Annotated in this window: 15 protein-coding genes and 1 tRNA gene; 5 read left to right on the plus strand and 11 right to left on the minus strand. The window is 45.0% G+C overall.

Annotation, left to right across the window (positions count from 1 at the left end):
* The first annotated feature begins 37 nt into the window (after nucleotides 1-37).
* Nucleotides 38-223, plus strand: coding sequence for a YtxH domain-containing protein (locus LT679_RS06490; RefSeq protein WP_232176645.1), 186 nt, complete (start codon nucleotides 38-40; stop codon nucleotides 221-223).
* A gap of 69 nt (nucleotides 224-292) precedes the next feature.
* Here LT679_RS06490 and LT679_RS06495 read toward each other — a convergent pair whose 3' ends face one another.
* On the minus strand, nucleotides 293-2563 hold the full coding sequence (locus LT679_RS06495) for a GH92 family glycosyl hydrolase (RefSeq protein ID WP_232176646.1): 2271 nt from the start codon (nucleotides 2561-2563) through the stop codon (nucleotides 293-295).
* A gap of 315 nt (nucleotides 2564-2878) precedes the next feature.
* Here LT679_RS06495 and LT679_RS06500 point away from each other — a divergent pair, with 315 nt between their 5' ends.
* Nucleotides 2879-4351 (plus strand): S10 family serine carboxypeptidase-like protein, encoded by a 1473-nt coding sequence (locus LT679_RS06500; protein ID WP_232176647.1) that lies wholly within the window; start codon nucleotides 2879-2881, stop codon nucleotides 4349-4351.
* Here the strand turns inward: LT679_RS06500 and uxuA are convergent.
* Nucleotides 4348-5550, minus strand: a complete 1203-nt coding sequence (gene uxuA / locus LT679_RS06505; protein WP_232176648.1) for a mannonate dehydratase — start codon at nucleotides 5548-5550, stop codon at nucleotides 4348-4350. The genes LT679_RS06500 and uxuA overlap by 4 nt on opposite strands.
* A 118-nt stretch (nucleotides 5551-5668) precedes the next feature.
* Here uxuA and LT679_RS06510 point away from each other — a divergent pair, with 118 nt between their 5' ends.
* A complete protein-coding gene (locus LT679_RS06510) occupies nucleotides 5669-6670 on the plus strand; it encodes a polysaccharide deacetylase family protein (RefSeq protein ID WP_232176649.1) in 1002 nt (333 codons plus the stop codon).
* A 13-nt stretch (nucleotides 6671-6683) separates the two neighbouring features.
* On the opposite strand, the gene LT679_RS06515 is transcribed toward LT679_RS06510, so the two are convergent.
* Together LT679_RS06515 and LT679_RS06520 are read right to left on the minus strand one after the other, a co-directional pair.
* Nucleotides 6684-7193, minus strand: coding sequence for a hypothetical protein (locus LT679_RS06515; protein ID WP_232176650.1), 510 nt, complete (start codon nucleotides 7191-7193; stop codon nucleotides 6684-6686).
* A gap of 107 nt (nucleotides 7194-7300) precedes the next feature.
* Complete coding sequence (locus LT679_RS06520) at nucleotides 7301-7948, minus strand: DUF1349 domain-containing protein (RefSeq protein WP_232176651.1); 648 nt, start codon at nucleotides 7946-7948, stop codon at nucleotides 7301-7303.
* A 57-nt stretch (nucleotides 7949-8005) separates the two neighbouring features.
* On the opposite strand from LT679_RS06520, the gene LT679_RS06525 reads away from it, so the two are divergent.
* Both LT679_RS06525 and LT679_RS06530 read left to right on the plus strand, forming a co-directional pair.
* Complete coding sequence (locus LT679_RS06525; RefSeq protein WP_232176652.1) at nucleotides 8006-8752, plus strand: response regulator transcription factor; 747 nt, start codon at nucleotides 8006-8008, stop codon at nucleotides 8750-8752.
* A 124-nt stretch (nucleotides 8753-8876) separates the two neighbouring features.
* Nucleotides 8877-10571 carry a hypothetical protein gene (locus LT679_RS06530; protein WP_232176653.1) on the plus strand — a complete coding sequence of 565 codons (1695 nt, stop codon included), beginning with the start codon at nucleotides 8877-8879 and terminating at the stop codon, nucleotides 10569-10571.
* A gap of 20 nt (nucleotides 10572-10591) precedes the next feature.
* Here LT679_RS06530 and LT679_RS06535 read toward each other — a convergent pair whose 3' ends face one another.
* The 7 genes from LT679_RS06535 to LT679_RS06565 all read right to left on the minus strand — a co-directional run bounded on the left by LT679_RS06535 (nucleotide 10592) and on the right by LT679_RS06565 (nucleotide 17110).
* A complete protein-coding gene (locus LT679_RS06535; RefSeq protein WP_232176654.1) occupies nucleotides 10592-10822 on the minus strand; it encodes a hypothetical protein in 231 nt (76 codons plus the stop codon).
* 398 nt (nucleotides 10823-11220) lie between these two features.
* Nucleotides 11221-11463, minus strand: a complete 243-nt coding sequence (locus LT679_RS06540; RefSeq protein ID WP_232176655.1) for a hypothetical protein — start codon at nucleotides 11461-11463, stop codon at nucleotides 11221-11223.
* 201 nt (nucleotides 11464-11664) lie between these two features.
* Nucleotides 11665-11741, minus strand: a tRNA-Arg gene (locus tag LT679_RS06545).
* Nucleotides 11742-12137: 396 nt separating this feature from the next.
* The gene (locus LT679_RS06550) at nucleotides 12138-13400 is read right to left on the minus strand and encodes an alkaline phosphatase family protein (protein ID WP_232176656.1); all 1263 of its coding nucleotides are present in this window, start codon (nucleotides 13398-13400) and stop codon (nucleotides 12138-12140) included.
* Nucleotides 13401-13446: 46 nt separating this feature from the next.
* Nucleotides 13447-13863 (minus strand): BLUF domain-containing protein, encoded by a 417-nt coding sequence (locus LT679_RS06555; RefSeq protein WP_232176657.1) that lies wholly within the window; start codon nucleotides 13861-13863, stop codon nucleotides 13447-13449.
* Between the two features lie 66 nt (nucleotides 13864-13929).
* Nucleotides 13930-16026, minus strand: a complete 2097-nt coding sequence (gene glgB / locus LT679_RS06560; RefSeq protein ID WP_232176658.1) for a 1,4-alpha-glucan branching protein GlgB — start codon at nucleotides 16024-16026, stop codon at nucleotides 13930-13932.
* A gap of 181 nt (nucleotides 16027-16207) precedes the next feature.
* The gene (locus LT679_RS06565; protein WP_232176659.1) at nucleotides 16208-17110 is read right to left on the minus strand and encodes an OmpA/MotB family protein; all 903 of its coding nucleotides are present in this window, start codon (nucleotides 17108-17110) and stop codon (nucleotides 16208-16210) included.
* Between the last annotated feature and the right edge of the window lie 164 nt (nucleotides 17111-17274).

Raw genomic sequence — 17274 nt, forward strand, 5'->3', positions numbered from 1 at the left:
ATACTTGTATGTCTCTACGTAACAAATACATATTACCATGAACGTACTTAAATTTATTGCAATAGGTGCAGCCGTAGCTTATGGTGTAAGCTACCTTACCAAACGTGACGCTAACGGTCACTCAATAGTTGACGATGTTTTAGACAAAGCCCCTGATTGGGCTAACAGTCTGAAAAAATACGGACAAGACGCATTGGAAAAAGCGAAAGCAAAAGCGGTATAATTAACGCGTCCGTTATAAAACAAGAAAGCCTGCTGATCAGTCAGCAGGCTTTGTTGTTTTAAATAGGGTTTACTTTGCAGACACCGAGAATGGTTTATCACCCTCAGCAACACCGCGAGAAGTGTTGGGTTTACTATCCATCAACAGGTTAAATGTGCCGCCTTTCATCATATCGCCATAAGTAATATAGTTCTGTGTGTGAGCTTTACCGTTCAGTTTGGCTGATTGTACATACACATTAGCCTGGCTGTTATTGGTAGCATCTATCACGAATTTCCTACCATTTTCGAGCGTGATGGTAGCTTTTTTAAATACCGGGCTGCCTATCACGTATTGATCCGTGCCCGGGCAAACGCTGTATAAACCCAGCGCGCTCAATACATACCATGATGAGGTTTGCCCCTGATCTTCATCACCCGGATAACCATCCTCGGTAGCATTATACAACTTGCTCATAATGTTGCGCAGGTGATATTGCGATTTCCAGGGCTGGCCTGCATAATTGTACAGATAAGCCATGTGCTGTATAGGCTGATTGCCATGCGCGTACTGCCCCATGTTGATCATGGCCATCTCCGTCATCTCATGTATCGGGCCGCCGTAGGTGCCTACCTTGAATTTATTAGGCTCGGTAAACACCGAATCGAGCTTGGCTACGAATTTCTGATCGCTGCCGATAAGGCCTGTTAAGCCTTTAATATCATGAAAAACCGACCATACCCAATGCCATGGCGCACCCTCGGTAAAGGGGCCGCCCCACTCTATAGGGTCAAAATTGGCAGACCATTGGCCATCCCCATCCCTGCCCTGCATAAAGCCGGTTGCCGGGTTAAATACATTTTTGTAGTTATACATTTGCCTTGCAAAAACGCCCTCGTAGAATGGGTTATTGGTCATTTTAGCTAACTGGTAGCCGCAAAAATCATCATAAGCATATTCCAAAGTTTTGGCTGTTGCTTCGCGATATTTTGGGTATGGTACGTAGCCCAACTCGAAGTATTCCTTCCAGCCGTCCCGTCCGTTTGCTGGGCCCCACGGGCCTTTGTTAAATGCTTCATGACGGTAGGCTTCCAACGCTTTTTTCGGGTCGAACGTACGGATGCCCTTTGCCCAGGCATCGGCAAATAATGATATGGCGTGATTACCGATCATACTACCCGCCTCGCCGGGGAACGACCATGATGGCAGCCAGCCGCATTGATCATACGCTGCCAGCATAGCCTGCATGTATTGCCCGTGCATTTTAGGGTACATTAAAGCATTTAGCGGAAACTGCGCGCGAAAAGTGTCCCAAAAGCCGGTATCGGTGTACATATAGCCCTCATGTACCTTGCCATCATACGGACTAAAGTAGTAAGGCTTCCCATTTTTATCATACTCAAAAAACTGGCGCGAGAACAGGCTCGCTCTGAAAAAGCATGAGTAAAAAGTAGCTTTTTCCTCCTCCGTGCCACCCTCAACCAAAATACGGCTCAGGTGCTTGTTCCATACCTTTTGGGCGGCAAGTTTGGTAGCCTCCAGGTTTTTATCCTTACCCAATTCGCGTTGCAGGGTCAGGTCGGCCTGCTCAGGGCTTACGTAGGATGATGCCGCTTTTGCCTGCACCGAGCGTTTGCCACTTTTGAACTGTACATAAACGCCCACCTTTTTGCCTTGTATAGCCGTTTCGGATGGGTTGATCTTGTCGTTCTCCTTTGTCCAGGTGCCGCAGGCCACTATCGGCGAATCAAATATCACCTCGAAGTAGCTTTTAAAATTATCCGTTAAGCCACGGCCATTATGTACCCAGCCGGTTATCCTTTTATTTTTTATATCGATTTTGATATCGCTTTGCTCGGTATAGCCATCCAGCACCAAAAAGTTATCACCTTCGCCGGTAAAGCTGAAACGCAGGTGCGCCCCACGCTCGGATGGTGAAATTTCGGTAGTAATGCCGTTGTCAAACTTAACCTTGTAATAGTTGGGCTTGGCTACCTCGTTGGCATGGCTGAATTTCAACGCGCGGGCATCCTCATTAACCACCAGCTTACCGGCTACCGGCATCAGGGAGAAAACGCAGTAATCATTCGTCCACGAGCTGCATTGGTGCGCCTGCTGAAAGCCGCGTATGGTTTCCTTTTTGTACTGGTATTTCCAGCCATCGCCGTTGTTACCGGTTTGGGGTGTCCAGGTGTGCATACCAAAGGGTAAGGCCGTTGTAGGATAAGTGTTACCACGCGTTAGCCTATGTTCAGAATTGGTGCCCTGTAACGTATTTACATACTTCACCAGGTCGGCATCCTGCGCAAATGCCGTGTTTACGGCACATATTGCTAATATGCCGGCTTTAATAAGTTTCATAAAAAGTGATTGGTTAGAACAGTATAGTTTAATTCGCCCTAAAATACAGCTATCGCCCTTAAAACCATCACCCTCAACGTAAAATATTGATGACGGTATACCCAATTAATAAATACTACAAAATTGATAGATTTTATTTTGAACTATGAAACAGAGCTATTACATTTGCACTATCTGATATGACTACTCAAAATATCATAGGTTCAATAATGCGAATGCCTCTGTGCCAAGGGGTCATGTGTTGCTGCTGTTAATTCCCCTTCGGCACGCTGCTACACAGCAATTCTCATTACAAAAACTTACTGATATTTTTCTATGTTCGCTTCTTCCCGTCTACACGTATATATTTTTCGCCTGGCTTATTTTGCGCTTATCGCAGCTGTTTCGGTAACACTTTTCAGCTCGTGGGGCGCTGCACCAAGCAAATTAACCTTTGCCCACGCAGCCGGTGCATCAGCACTAAAAACCACCGTTTCGGCACATACCATTAAGCTTGGCGGCAATCAATTAAACTACACCTCTACAGCCGGTTACCTGCAGGTTGCTGATGGCCGTTTTGGCGCCAACATATTTTACACTGCCTATAAGGTGAACGATGGCCAGCCAAATCGACCGGTTACTTTTGTGTTTAACGGCGGTCCCGGCTCGTCATCCATATGGCTGCACATGGGCGCTTTCGGCCCGGTACGCAGCACTCCTGGAAAGGCCGGTTACCAAACCAACCCCGACAGTTGGCTTGGCTTCACCGATTTGGTATTTATCGATCCCGTCGGCACAGGCTACAGCCGCCCTGCCGACGGTACTGATGCACGCCGCTTTTACGGCTACCATGAGGATGTACGTATTATAGGAAATTTTATAAGCCGGTACCTGGCATATAATAACCGGCAGCAACGCCCTGTGTTTTTAACCGGCGAAAGTTATGGCGGCGCACGTGCCGTAGGACTGGCTTCGTATTTAGCTGATGAGCAGCATGTAGAAGTAGCCGGACTAACTCTGATCTCGCCCGCGCTGAACTACCGTTTGATCAGCTTTAAGGATAAAAACACGGCAGCCTACCCGCTATACCTGCCAAGCTACGCGCTGGCAGCGCAATATCATCAGCGTTTAATCGCGGAATGGCAGGCATTGCCCGGCAGCGAATTGTATAGGATAGCAGAGAATTTTAGCACGACTACCTATAGCCGTTTTTTAGCCTCCGGCGATACCATAACACAAACTATTACTGATACATTACGATTGTTAACCGGCTTGCCCGAACATACCATCCGCGGCTTAAACGGCCGTATACCCGACCATGTATTTACCCGCTTGGTTTTGAACAACAACCGTGTTGGTATTTTTGACGCAAGAACAAGCGGGGCAAACAATAAGGCCGATCCAAGTTCGGCACGCTTGAGGGCGGTGTTTCCGCAGGCATTTAAAACTTATGTTGAGGATGAGCTGAAGTACCGTAACGCACTCCCCTACCTGGCCACTACTGCAACGCCAAACTGGAATTACGGCCCCGCTGCCGAGGGTAGTTATTTAAATGTATTGCCTACCTTAACCACATTGCTTTACAAGCATAAGGCTTTGAAAGTAAATATAGTATCAGGCTATTATGACCTGGCTACACCAGTAGCCACCATCAATGCATCGGTAAAACAGCTATTGGCTAACCAAGCCTTTAAAACAAGGGTAAACGCGCATTACTACCAATCAGGCCATATGCCTTATATCGATGATGAGGTCAACCACCAATTCTCGGCCGATAGCCGCGGTTTTTATGCCGCAACTTTAAATTAGATTTGGCTACGCAATATGCCCAGTTCAAGTCCGCGTAGTTCGGCCAAGCCCCTGAGCCTGCCGATTGCTGAATAGCCCGGGTTAACTTTTTTATCCAGATCATCCAGCATTTGGTGCCCATGATCGGGGCGCACAGGTATAGATAGGTTTCGCTGTTTCATTACCTGCACCACCTCTTTAATTACAGCATAGATATCTGTATCGCCTTCCAGGTGGTTATCTTCAAAAAAGTCGCCATCGGCATTGCGTTTGACATTACGCAGGTGTAAAAAGTTGATCCTCTCGCCAAACTGCTTCACCATTTCAGGCAGATCATTATCTGCCCGTACACCGAATGACCCGGTGCAAAAGCATAAACCATTGCTTAGCGAGGGCACGGCATTAAAAATATACTCCAGATCGGCAGCGGTGCTCACCACACGGGGCAGCCCTAAAATAGCATACGGCGGGTCGTCCGGGTGTATAACCATCTTCACGCCGCATTCATCAGCTACAGGAATTACCTGCTCCAAAAAATAAATCAGGTTAACACGCAAACGGTCTGCATTAATATCTTCATAGGTTGATAGCGCATCCCTGAAATTGTCTATGGTAAAATGCTCTTCGCTGCCCGGCAAACCGGCAATAATATTGGCTACAAGCTTTGCCTTTTCGGCATCATTCATTTGCTCAAGTCGGCCGGCAGCGCGCTGTAGTTCGTGAGCGGTATAATCATTTTCGGCACCCTTACGTTGCAGCATCAACACGTCAAAAGCGGTGAAAGCGGCCTTTTCAAAACGAAGGGCCCGGCTACCATCTTCCACCTCATAGTCCAGGTCGGTACGCGTCCAGTCAAGCACGGGCATAAAATTGTAGGTAACGATCTTTATACCGCATTGCGCCAGGTTCCGCATAGAGGTTTTATAGTTGTCTATCAACTCCTCAAATCCGGGCGCCTGGGTTTTAATGTACTCATGCACGGGCAGGCTTTCAACCACGTTCCATTCTAAACCGGCATCGGCAATCAGTTGTTGCCGCTTCCTGATCTCCTCAATCGGCCAAACAACACCATTTGGAATATGATGCAGGGCGGTAACAATACCGCTACAGCCAGCCTGCCTGATGTCCTGCAAACTAACCGGATCGGCCGGACCAAACCAACGCATGGTTTGCTGCATACGGATACCTGTATTTTTGTAGGAAGCGAATTGAGGTTGCATAGATGATTAGTTTATAGCGTATTTAATGATGAAAAAATCGTTTAAACGTTTCTTAAATCAGCGGATCGAATATAGTAATTTCAATAAATTAGGGCGATAATATCATCGATACTTCAACATGATTTATTTACTAAGCAACCGCCGGATATTTTTAAAGTTCATCATCAGCCTTGCTGTAATCCTGGCTGTAGCTACGGCAACTTTAAGCGCACAAAACATTGAGACATACGGCGTTTATTACGCTACCGGCAAGTATCAGGATAAAATTTTGCTAACGCTGCGTAAGTTTTTAAAGGATGGCGAAAAGTGTTACCTGGCAGTTGACCTGAACACATTGAGAACGCAGGTGATTAATGCGTCAGCATTAACAGTACAGACTGAAAGCTGGCAAACCATAGCAGCCGCTAACGCCGCCACACCCTATTTTAAAGCTATCACACGTGCTGGTGAACAAGCCCTACCAATGCAGGATGCCGGTATTGTTCAAGGGTTTACCAGGGAAAAAGGCGTAAACCTTACTATCGATCTTTGCCCATCGCACAAACCGCTGGATCGCGTTATCTTCACTTCACTTATCAGCGAGTTTAGCAAAACAGAAAAACCGGTACCGCTTTCGTTGTCCATATCGGGCAGGTTTATGCTTACCCACCGGGCTGATATTGAATGGCTGAAAAGTCTGGAAAAAGCAGGCAAACTTTCGATAACCTGGATAAACCACACCTATAACCATCATTACAGCCCGGGTGTGCCTTTGCAGGAAAATTTTCTGCTTAAGCCCGGTACGGATGTACGCTTTGAAATACTCGGCACGGAGATAGCCATGTTGCAACACGGCCTGGTGCCTTCGGTATTTTTTAGATTTCCGGGATTGGTATCTGACAAGGCCATGGTTGATAAGGTGCTTTCTTTCGGACTAATACCCATTGGCAGCGATGCATGGCTGGCTAAGGGGCAGCAAGCCGCGCCGGGCAGCATAGTGTTAATACACGGAAACGGCAACGAACCAATCGGCGTTAACGATTTTCTACAATTGCTGCGCAGCGAAAAAAAATCGGTTATTAGTCGCCAATGGCTGCTTTACGATCTGCGCGAGAGCCTGCAAGATGAATTTGAGAATTAAGCGGCCTTTTGATTTACAGCTTTACTACCAGAAAATTGTTTATTTCTTTTCCATCAACAACTAAAGCGCTGTACTCGCGGTCAGTTATCTCCATTTTACTTACGCGATAGTAAAATGGTATACATGTACTACCTTTTTCTTTTGTAACGGTGTATGATAACACAGCGCTGCCCACATTTTTAATAGCTACTTCATAATTAAAAACGCCGGCTTCTTCAAGGATTACGGAAAAACCAATTGTACCGTTGGATATCGGGTCAGTTGTTTCAGGGTTCGCTATTCGCCAATTTTTCACAGGGTTGCCGGTTTGCTTATCGGTTACGGTTACATCTGCATCGACTATATTTTTTGTTAAAATCAGATTTTCGCCCGTTGTTTTATCTGTAAATTTTAATAAAATTCTGGGGGGTGCCCATTGGCCTGCCAGCGTACTACAATCAATTACCTCTTTATCTTTTTTGCTACAGGCAACAAGTATCACCGCCAAAATTAGTGCAAATGCAAAGTGTAAGCGTTTTTTCATAACTGGTATTTTTTAAGGTCCGGATTTGTCAGAGCAATTTAACCATCTTTTTTTACAATAACGAAATTTTCAACTGCCAGACAGATTTTATGTCCGGCAGTTAAATGCTATTGATGTGCCTTAAGCCACTCTAATCGCCGTTGATCGGGTAAATGGGTAACTTTAAAGTTCTCAAATTTAGCTTCAAACCCGTTGCCGTCCGGGCTGGCTGCCATCAGGCCTACCATCACCGGTTTATTGTCCTGCAGCGGCGCATTGCGTGTCATGATGTAGTTTTTGTCGTCCAGCGAGTAAAATATCTCTACTGCATCCAGCCTGCGTACTACCTTGATCCATATAAACGGCGGAACTTTATCCAGCGTTAATACGCTCCAGTCGCTTTTGCCATGTGTAACTACGGTGCTTACGTTAAATTTACCATCTACAAACTCAACCCCCGTTTTAATGTAGTTTTCATGATCGGTACGTATCATCAAGCCCATTTGGTCAAAACGTGCCTTGTAAGCGCCGGTAAGTTTAACCTTGGCCTCAAATTCGCCGCCGTATAGGCTGTAGTAAAAAGGCGCATCGTCAACCGTAAAGCCGTAGTGCGATATGCGCCAATAATCGCTTTTGGGCGTTACCTGCATAATCAGCGCGTTATTTTTAATATCCCAGCGTTCGGGCTCATTATACCATTGCATCTTCTCGAGGCTTTGGGCATTAGCTTGATTTAACCCACATAAAAGGGCTATGCTAAACAGAAGTTTCTTCATATGTTCGTAAAGGTAATTACCTGTTAAAAATTGTTCAATGGTTATAAATCACCATATATGCGCAATCTGCTTGATATAAAACTATTCTCGCAAAACTTTGATACAGCCGATGCCGCGCAACAGCTGGAAAATGCCCGCAGCATAGCCCAATTATATACAGGGCTTGAAAACGGAATCAGCGTACTGAGCGATATGAACACGCGTAAAAGCTACCTGTACTATGGTTCGCTGGCTGAGCAGATCGGGCTTGAGCGCAAGGCAGACAGCATTGACACCATTTGGGAAGACGACCTGCTTAACCGCGTACACCCGGATGATCTGCAAAAGAAATACCGCCTTGAGTTCAGTTTTTTTAAATTGCTGCAAGCGATGCCGGTAGCTGAACGTACTGAATACGGGCTGATAACACGCCTGCGCATACGTACTGACGACGGGCAATATCTTACGATACAGCACCGGCTCATCTACATCGGCAGCTCGGCTAACGGGAGTATATGGCTGGCGCTTTGTTTGTATAACCGCGTTTATAACCATCCCGGGTTCGATGCCCCTTCGGGCGTAATTATTAATAACCGCACCGGCAAAGTAATTGATGATGATGGGCAAAAGTTCAAAGGCCTGTTGTCGCTGCGCGAGAAGGAGATTTTGCAACTAATTAAACTCGGACGGCGCAGCAAAGAAATTGCCGAACAATTATCGCTCAGCATCAACACCGTAAACCGTCACCGGCAAAACATATTTGAAAAGCTCAACGTAAGCAACGCTATGGAAGCCTGCCGAATGGCCGATTACCTGGGTTGTTGATATCGCCCAAACAGACTGACAGGGAAGGTTGGATTAATTGATTTGTATACTTTGGCAAAGTCAAGCATCAGGCGATGCGCCATTTGTATCAACCAAACAATTAAATTAAACATACATCAGCATTATGCTAATACCTCGCCGCAACTTACTTAGTCGTTTATCCGCTTTAAAAATTATAGGGCTATGGCCGTTTGTGCTTGTACTGAGCATATTTAATGGCTATCAGGCATTTGGTCAAAAATCGGCTAAAAAAAGTGCGGCGGAACCGAAGATCATCAACATTGTAAACTTTATACGCGATATTGAACCTCGTGATGCCGCCATAACCAAAGATGTGCTTTACCAAACTGTTGTTAACCAGATAAACCTGATGAAACAGCATAACCTCGGCGGTACATTTTTGCTGCAATACGATGCCTTGATTGACCCGCGTTACCAGGCCCTGCTTAAAACCTTACCCCAAAACAGCTTTGAAATTGGCGCCTGGTGGGAGTTACCGCAACCGCTTATTGAGAAAGCGGGTATAAAATGGCGCGGTAAGTATGCCTGGGACTGGCACTCGGACGTGGGTTTTTCGGTGGGCTATACCCCAGCCGAACGCGAAAAGATTATAGACGTTTACTTTGCTGATTTTAAAAAGATATTCGGCTACTATCCAAAATCCGTAGCGGCCTGGGTTATTGATGCGCACTCGCTCAATTATATGTACGATAAGTATAAAATTGTAGCTTCGGCAAATTGTAAAGATCAGGTGGGTACTGATGGGTTTACCCTTTGGGGCGGCTATTGGAACCAGGGTTATTACCCGAGCCGGGTTAACGCCTACATGCCGGCACAGCATGCAGATAAGCAGCTGCCGGTACCCGTGTTCCGGATGCTGGGCAGCGACCCTATCAGGCAATATGCTGATGGCACCTCGGTAACTACCCTTGAGCCTGTATACACCCACGCCGGTGGTAACGAGCAGTGGATAAACTGGTTTTTTAACACCTTCACAAATGATCCGTCGCTGGGCTTTAATTACACGCAGGCCGGCCAAGAAAACTCGTTTACCTGGGCAGCTATGCAAAAGGGTTTGGAGTGGCAAATGCCCATTATCGCCCGGCTAAAAAAAGAAGGTAAAGCACGTGTGGAAACCATGGCTGCCTCGGGCGCGTGGTTCAGCAAAACCTACAAAGTAACACCGGCAACTACATTTACGGTAAGTAAGGATTTGGGCGAAAGCAATAAGAAAACCATTTGGTATAACAGTCGCTTTTACCGCACTAACCTGCTTTGGGAAGATGGCACCCTCCGTATAACGGACATACACCTTTTTAATGAAGCCGTACCCGACAAATATCTGAAGAGCGTAACCACTGTTAACAAAAGTTTCTTTTACACGCTGCCTGTGGTTGATGGTTTTCAGTGGGGCAGCAAGGGAAAACCAGAGGGCTTCAGGCTAATGGCCGGCGCCAAAGGCAGCGAAACCCAAGTAAAGGGCGGCGACCCGGTGTTTACAAACGTTAACACAACAACCGCAAGAGCTACATGGCCGGTTAATAAAGGCGTTTTCGAAATTGAAATGCAGGAAAATGCCTTAGTCATCACCGCAAAAAATAATCCTGCAGATAATTGGTATATCGAACTGCATGTAGCCAATGGCGCTAAAACCGCTTTTACAGGCGTGGAAAAGAGCGTTGCCTTATACGAGTTTGATGGGCACACCTACAAATTATCAACTTCAGCGGGAACTGTAGAACAAACAGGCAACGGCGGCCTATACCGCATTAAACCGAAAAATAATCAAATTGTATTATTGCTTTCGGATGTAAAGTGATTATTGCGTTATAAGAACTGTTACAACACAGCGTTATGGCCGGCAGTGGCAACAGCCTCAATTACCGCGTCAATCAGGTGCTGGGCCATGGTGAAATAGTTTGTCGGGGCATTGCGCCAACCGGCATCTTGTTTAACGAGTGTATACGAGGTGTTATACATACTGATGCGTATTTCTTGTTCGGAATGCTGAACGATGGTAAAATAAAATGATCTGTTTTGGGTATGCGCGGCTAACTTCTCGGTACTCATAATGGCGCAAATATAGCTCAAAAGGCACGTTTTATGTTGATTCAGCGATGCCGATTTATAAACAATCGCTACGTAAACCATTAAAAGAATTCCTAAACAAACCGACCTACAGCACTCAAAACAAGAATATTAAAAAGGCGTGGAACGGTTGTTGCCTATTATTTGTAAACATCTATAACTATGGCAACTAAAAAGAAAAAAGATCCATGCTGGTCAGGGTACAAGAAGGACGGAACGAAAAAGAAAGACGGAAAAACAGTACCCAATTGCGTAAAGGCATCGTCGAAGTAGTTAATTAGCTTTATAACAAAAAGGGTGCACGTTAATAACGTACACCCTTTTTGTTTGGCTTTTGGATTGAATTATATTTCGAATTAGATTTCTCCTCTACTATTAATTCATCTTTGCGGTTGCTTGCCTGCTGTATCAGCTAATCCGGTAGCTGGTTGATCACGCTTACCTCCCGGTTGTGTTTTACTTCCGCTTGTATCTGCCGAACTTGAGCCGCTGGTATCTTTTAAAGTGTTCTCCCGGGTTTGCTTCTTGATCTTCTTTTGACGACCGCCAGACGTTTGCGCGCTTGCCGACATGCTTCCAAAACTGATTACCGTTCCAAGAAGTACTGCTGCTAATGTTTTCATGTGATGCCTTTATGTCAAAAACATCACAGTAATTAAAATGTTTAATTAAAAAGAAACTTCATTCCAATTCTATATAATTGGAAATCCATCAAGGATTTTGAGCTAAAATTGGAGCATTATCCATAAGGAGTAAGGCACTATATAGACACCAAAACTAAAAAAGCCCCATATCAATTGATATAGAGCTTAGTACAATTTTACTGGTGATCCCGTTTGGATTCGAACCAAAGACCTACTGCTTAGAAGGCAGTTGCTCTATCCAGCTGAGCTACGGGACCGGCCTGCGTTTTTATTTCGCGGTGCAAATATGCTAAATTATAGTGGATTTGGCAATGCTTAAAACAGCATCATTTTTATCTAAAAAGTGTATAAAAAAATAAAGTCCCCTTACACTCGCTGCTTGGGGACTTCAAACCTAAACCTTATCACATTAGTAAGCATAAAACTTACTCTTGCAAACATAATAAATCAGTGTAGTAATTACACCATAAAAATGTAAAAAACTTATTATAATAATATTAATACAACCGCAATGAATATTTAATGAGTTTTGGCAACGTTACATTTATTAAATAATTATAATAATGTATTATAATAACCGTTATAAATACATTTATAATAAAAATCTACCTTATAAATTTCAGCTTCAAAAAATCAGGCGAGTAGCCTAATACTTAGGGCTTAACCAATATTTTGCGTGCTATTTTACCATCGCCGTCCGTTTGTTCATTCGGCGTAAGGCGTAGTATCGAGGTGATTACGTTGTAGACGTTAACGTTATTAAACGAACCCGTTTTAACTCCCTTTTTAAATGAAGGCCCCCATGCTATAAACGTAGCGTGCACATCTTTAACCAAATAAGGATCAAGCCCGTGCCAACCGGGGTTAATATGCGTTTTACCCATGTACCTGAATACATGCGGCCAAGTTGGTTTCAATAAAATATCACCTATCCGGTTATACCGGTCGTCCTTAGCTCCGTAATGAAGCTTTGCAGGCATGTCCTTTTTAAGGATAACCTGGTAATTTTTAGCACCGGCTTTGAGCTTTTTATAAGTAGCCTGCACATCAGCGCCAGGTTTTGCGTACAATTCAACCAAAATGCCGTCGCCGGCTACAACAAATTTGCTGGTGTCAACCGCAGGTAGTTCCATTGGGTGTTGGTTATCAACGCTGGTCATGCCATGGTCAGACACGAAAATAAAGTTAACATCCAAACCTGTGCGTTTGGTTACCTTTACCAATTCATTTACAACAGAATCTACATAATGTACAGCGGCTCCGGTTTCTTTGGAGTCCGGACCATATTTATGGGCCGCATCATCAACATTTGACATGTAAAAGGTAATCAGATGCGGCCGTTTTTCTTCCGGCAGGCGCAGCCACTCACCCACCTGCGTTATACGTTGGTGAATAGGTATCAGGTTGTTATAGTTGTAGTAATAAGTAGGATTAATGCCCTGTATAGGGGCTTCTGCAGCTACCCAGTAAAAACTTGCTGACAGTATTTGCTGCTGCTCTGCCAATACCCAAAGCGGCGTACCACCATACCAGCTGCTATCAGCTACGGCCTTTTTATCATTATTGTTATAGCGCTTGCCGGTTTTGGGATCGTAAAAATTATTGTGCACCAACCCACTATGTGATGGATATAGGCCGGTTACAAGGGCATAATGATTGGGAAAGGTGAGCGACGGGTAAGACGGTATCATTGACGCGGCCCTTACGCCGCTATCGGCAAAGGCAAGCAGATGCTCGGCCTTGAATTTATTGGCAAAATCATACCTGAACGCATCAGATGATATCAGGATAACATAGGGCTTCTTTTGCTGTGCAATACTGTTTTTTCGCCCTGCAACAACCTGCTGCGTAGTATCAGTTTGGGCGTAGCTGCTTGTAAAAAGCAGTAAGAACGACAATACAAAGAGGTACTTCATCGCCGCAAATTTACCCAAATAACATTAAGCAAACGTTAAGTGCTCATCAGTTCATCTTATTATTTTCAGCAAAACCTTTGAGCATTATAACGGCGGCATTCATTTTATCAGTATCTAAAAAAGCATCGCCTTGCGGATTGATGTAACCGTCAAACTCTTCAAGCACATCGGCATTTACCGAGGCAAACCCCATTGACCACTCCGGGAAGTTACGCGTGATGAGCGGCCCCGCGGCGAGCTCTATTACGTTACGGTGCCTATCGTCAAGCAGTATGCGGCGATAGGTGCGCATCACCTCTTCTTTTTCGCCCTCAAGCACTTGCATAAAAGTACCATCGGCGTAAAGCAACATGCCGGTGATCCGGTTCACTACATTGTTATCCCGGCTGATAGACAATATCTCAGCCAACTCAAAATCATTAAGTAAGGTAGTTGCTGTACTGAGATAGATTATATTGAACATAAATAAAAAGCGGGTAAGTACTCATATTAACAGTAAAAACCCGCTTTTGTTACGTTTTAGCAATAATTAAGGCATCCGCTTCAAATAAATAGCGCCCAGCGGCGGTAGCGAAAGGCTTGCCGACTGCGGTTTGCCATGCCATGCCACCGCCTCGGTTTGCACCTGGCTATTAGTGGTGCTGCCACTCCCCCAGTACGCGTGCGCATCAGAATTAAATATCTCCTGCCAGGTGCCCGATGCCGGTAAACCTATGCGATAATTCTCGCGTACAACCGGTGTCATATTCAATATAACAATGATCTCGTTAGCCGGATCGTGGCCTTTACGGGCATATACCAAAACCGAATCTGTTGCGTTACCGCCATCAACCCACTCAAAGCCGCTCCAGTCAAACGCTTTTTCGTACAGGGCAGGCTCGCTGCGGTAAATATGGTTAAGCGCTTTCACGGTTTCTTTTATACCCTGATGGCAGTCATACTGCAAAACATGCCAATCCAGCGAGTATTGGTAATTCCACTCGCGGCCCTGGCCAAACTCGCCGCCCATAAACAATAATTTTGTACCCGGATGCGTAAACATGTAGCTATATAATAAGCGCAGGTTGGCAAATTTCTGCCATTCATCGCCCGGCATTTTGTTCAGCATGGATTGCTTGCCGTAAACTACCTCATCGTGCGAGAAAGGCAGCATAAAATTTTCAGTAAAAGCATATATAGTGCTAAAGGTTATTTGCCCATGATGATACTTGCGGTACACCGGATCATTAGCAAAATACTTCAGCGTATCGTGCATCCAGCCCATCATCCATTTCATACCGAAGCCTAAACCGCCTAAGAATGTTGGTTTACTTACCCCGGTAAACGAGGTCGACTCTTCGGCAATGGTTTGCACATCCGGAAAGTGGGCGTAAACTGCCTCGTTAAATTCTTTTAAGAATGATATAGCCTCGAGGTTTTCGTTACCCCCGTAAATATTGGGCTCCCATTCACCATGGTTACGCGAATAATCAAGGTACAGCATGGATGCCACTGCATCCACACGTAAACCGTCAGCATGGTAACGGTCTAACCAAAACAAAGCATTACTGATCAGGAAAGCCTTTACCTCGTTACGGCCGTAATTAAATATATATGATTTCCAGTCAGGATGGTAGCCTTTGCGCGTATCGGCATGCTCATATAAGTGCGAACCATCAAAACGGTAAAGCGCATGCGCATCCCCAGGGAAGTGTGATGGCACCCAGTCCAAGATTACGCCGATACCCTCATTATGCAGTCGCTCAATTAATTCCATCAGTTGTTGCGGTGTGCCATAACGTGCCGAAGCAGCGAAGTAACCGCTTACCTGGTAACCCCAGCTCGGATAGTAAGGGTGCTCCATAATCGGCATAAACTCTACATGGGTAAAGCCCATGTCCTTAAGGTATGGTACCAGCTTATCGCCCAGCTGCGTATAGCTCAAAAACTCATCAGGGCTTTCCGGGTTACGTGCCCATGAGCCTACATGCATTTCGTAAACAGAGTACGGCTTATCCAACGCGTTATGCTCACGGCGTGTACTCATCCATTGCTTGTCTGTCCACTCGTAATAAGTGTCAGCCACAATAGATGCCGTATGCGGCGGCAATTCCCAGCGCAAAGCGAATGGGTCACTTTTTTCAAGCTCTTCGCCGGATGATGATTTTATAAAATATTTGTAGGTTTCGCCCACGCCTACATTCGGAATAAAACCTTCCCAAATGCCCGAACTATCCCAACGTACCAGCAACTGGTGCGAACCACGGTTCCAGCCGTTAAAGTTGCCTATTACCGATACGTATTGCGCATTAGGCGCCCAAACCGCGAAATAAGTGCCAACTACGCCGTTATGTTCAACCACGTGCGAGCCAAATTTTTCGTAAAGTTTATAGTGTTTACCGGCTTTAAACAAGGAAACATCAAACTCTGTAAAACGGCTGTACGGCTCAACTGCCTTAAATGGATGTGAGGCAACCGGAACTTGTACATCTGCATTAACAGCACTTTCGGTTTCGGGTCTACGCTCAGGTGCAGCCTCGCTAACTTTTGCCGATGCTGATTTGGCGCTTGCCCTGGTAGCTTTTTTTACTTTTTGGGTAGTAACGTCGGTTATTTCTGACTCGGTTTTCTTGGTTTGTTTTGCCATATTAAAATGCCTTCTTCAGGCTGTTGTTCCCTGTAGTGGGATGGGATGATCGATGCTCAAATATATCATAATTGAACATACTTGAAACACCTTTGTTTTAGCGCAAATAGCTATCCGCATAAAATAAAAAAGGAGCTATCTGCTGTTGCAGATAACTCCTTTTTTATAAGCGTTTTAATTTTTATTGCTGCGGGGTAGTTGTTGGCTGCGTAGTACCCTGCTGGCCTTGCTGATCAGGCGCTTTGCCTATCAAATCCATAAACTGATCCAGTTTTGGCGTGATGATGATCTGCGTACGGCGGTTTTTGGTTTTACCGGCCTCGGTGCTGTTATCAGCGATCGGGTTATACTGACCACGGCCACCGGCGGTTAAACGTTTAGGATCAACTCCGTAATTGTTTTGCAATGCCTGTACTACTGAGGATGCACGCAAGGCACTCAAATCCCAGTTGTTACGTATGTTTTTTTGTGCAATAGGCACATTATCCGTATTACCTTCAATCAGCACATCGTAATTATTGTAATCTTTAATGATCTTGGCAATCTTGCTCAGGGTTTCACTTGATTTATCAGATATTTCATAGCTGCCTGATTTGTACAGCATATTATCAGACAATGAAATGTAAACCACACCTTTCAGCACCTTCACATCCACGTCGCGCATTTCCTGCTGGTTTAATGAACGGGTCAGGTTATTAGTAAGCACCATGTTAAGCGAGTCGCTTTTGTTTTTGGCGTTAACCAACTGCTGTATGTAACGGTTTGAGGCATTGATCTCGTCAACCAGTTTGGAGATGTTAAGGTTACCCTGCCCGCTTGAGGTTAAACACTTATCAAGCGCGGCCTGTAATTGCTTGTTGTTGGCCCGTTCTGTAGCTATCTGATCGGTCAAATTTTCAACCTTGTTAGTGGCCACCGCGAGGTTTCGCTCGGTAGTAAGGTATTTCATCCGCATGGATTTGGTATTACTATCCAGGCGGTTATAATCTGTTTGCAGCTGTTTGTATTTTTTGCTGCTTACACAACCCTGGCCAATTACTGCGGCAAGCAGCAGCACAGGTATTGTTGTTAATGATAGTTTCATGGCGTATATATTTTTTTGTGATAAAATATTTAACAATACTATTCAACTAATATTATGCCATAAAGTTTTAAAAGGCTAATTATACACTTGAATTACATATTTACGAGACAGATAAAACATGTTGTATTAAATTAAAAATGGCCGGCGTTGTCGGCCATTTTTAA

It is taken from the genome of Mucilaginibacter roseus (assembly GCF_021215455.1).
Classification (GTDB): Bacteria; Bacteroidota; Bacteroidia; order Sphingobacteriales; family Sphingobacteriaceae; genus Mucilaginibacter; species Mucilaginibacter roseus.